Source organism: Roseateles sp. P5_B10, from assembly GCF_056400485.1.
In genome coordinates this window covers 1-1734 of record NZ_JBFULE010000989.1, presented here as the reverse complement: position 1 = coordinate 1734, position 1734 = coordinate 1, and the positions used below count along the sequence as shown (strand labels likewise).

General features: G+C 70.4%; 2 protein-coding genes. Both read right to left on the bottom strand.

All coding sequences use genetic code 11. The annotated features are described in order from the left end of the window. Positions 1-1226: family 43 glycosylhydrolase (locus tag AC1DU6_RS30055; protein ID WP_477861696.1), on the bottom strand; the 1226-nt coding region annotated here is incomplete at its 3' end. A gap of 88 nt (positions 1227-1314) precedes the next feature. Further along, positions 1315-1734 (bottom strand): GDSL-type esterase/lipase family protein (locus AC1DU6_RS30050; protein WP_477861695.1); only part of this gene is annotated, 420 nt, incomplete at its 5' end.

The following is a 1734-nucleotide window of genomic DNA, read 5'->3' as shown; positions in this document are numbered from 1 at the left end:
AGCCCACCCTGGGCCGCACCTTCAAGCTCGAATTCGATCTCGGCGGTGTAGCTGCGATCGCCCGCGAGGCAGGTCAGCGGTGAGCAGTCCGACAACCCCGTGCCCTTGCCCCGCAGCGTCAGACCGGTGCCGTCATAGCGGGCGCGCTGCAGGTCCTCGGGCGTTGCGTCCTGGAAGGTCCACTGCAGGCCGAGGCGGTCATGCGTGAAGTCGTCGCTGAGCGAGAGACCCGCTGCCAGCACCGATCCACCGCGCGGCTTGCGCTGGGCCCGGTCGAGCGGGTCGCCATTGCTGCGCGGCCAGCCGTCACGCGTCCATTCGATCGGCGCCAGCAGCACCTGCCGCCCGAGGGTACGGTAGCCGCTTTCGTGGCCGTGGCACAGCATCCACCAGTCGCCTGCCTGGCCTTCCACCAGGCTGGCAGGGCCGCTGGTGCGCCACGGCCCGTCCGCTGCGCTATCGATCAGGCTGAACGGGCCGTCCTGCCAGGGCCCGGCGATGGAAGGCGCTCGCGCCACCTTGACCACATGGCCGTCAAGCGCGTTGGCGCCCTGGGCCTGGACGCGGTAGAAGAAGTCGCCCCGGCGCAGCAGCTTGGCGCCGGCGATCGCGGCCGGTGCGGCGCTGCGGGCCGTCTGGGCATGGACAAGCCCGCCGACGGTGGCCAGCCCGTCGTCCGTAAGGCCGACGCGCCGGTCGCCGTTGACGAAGAGATGGCGCCTGCCGTCCTCGCCCACGACATGGGCTGGGTCCAGGCATCCCTGCAGCTCCAGGTCGACGGGATCGCTCCAGGGCCCGCGGATGCTGTCGGCGTGCATGACGTGGATGCCGACCCCCTGAGGCCGTAGCAAGGGGAGGTAGAGGAAGTAGCGGCCGTTGTGCCGGACAAGATCCGTCGGCGAGCCCGTGCCGAGCGGCTGGTTCAGCGCCGCGGCGATGGGCACCCAGTTCACCAGGTCGCGTGAATGCCAGATCACGGCACCCGGACAGGACTGCCGCGACGAGAAGGTCATGTAGTAGTCGGGGCCGTCCTTCAGGATGGCGGGGTTGGGGTGGTCGCCGGCCACGACGGGGTTGCGAAAGCTTCCGTCGCCCAGGTCCGCCAGCCGCTGGCCGTCGATGCCGCGGCCCCAGGACTGGGTAGGGCGGGTCGTGCCTGCGCTGCCGAGGGCTGCCACCACGGCTGGATGCCGCGGAACCAGGGGCAGCGTGGCCGGCGTGTTCATGCCTTGGACACGAAATGGTCGTGCGCCCACGCGCGGCACGGCAGGCCGCCCGGCATCCGGGTCGGCTTGGCAGCGGCGGCCGCCAGCGTCATGGCGTCGACCTCAGCAGCTTCTGCAGCGTCGGCGCCATGGACCGCTGCCAGATGTCGTAGCCCTTGGCGTTGGGATGCAGCAGGTCGGGCATGACGTCCTTGCCAAGCGTGCCGTCGGTATTGAGCAGCGCGGCATTGATATCCAGGAAGTGAACGCTGCGGCCGTCGGCCAGACCTTCGAGGAGCTTGTTGACGCGCTGGTTGATGCCACGCAGGAAGTCGTCGGGCTTCTCGCCGCGCGGGAAGATGGCCAGCATCAGCAGCTGGGTCTTGGGCAGGCGCTGGCGCAGCTCGTCGAGCAGGCGCTTGATGCCGGCGGCCGTTCGCTCCGGCGCCTCCGCGCGGTGGCCGGTGTTGTTGGTGCCGATCATCAGCACGGCCACCTTGGGCGCGATGCCGTCGACCTCGCCGTGCTG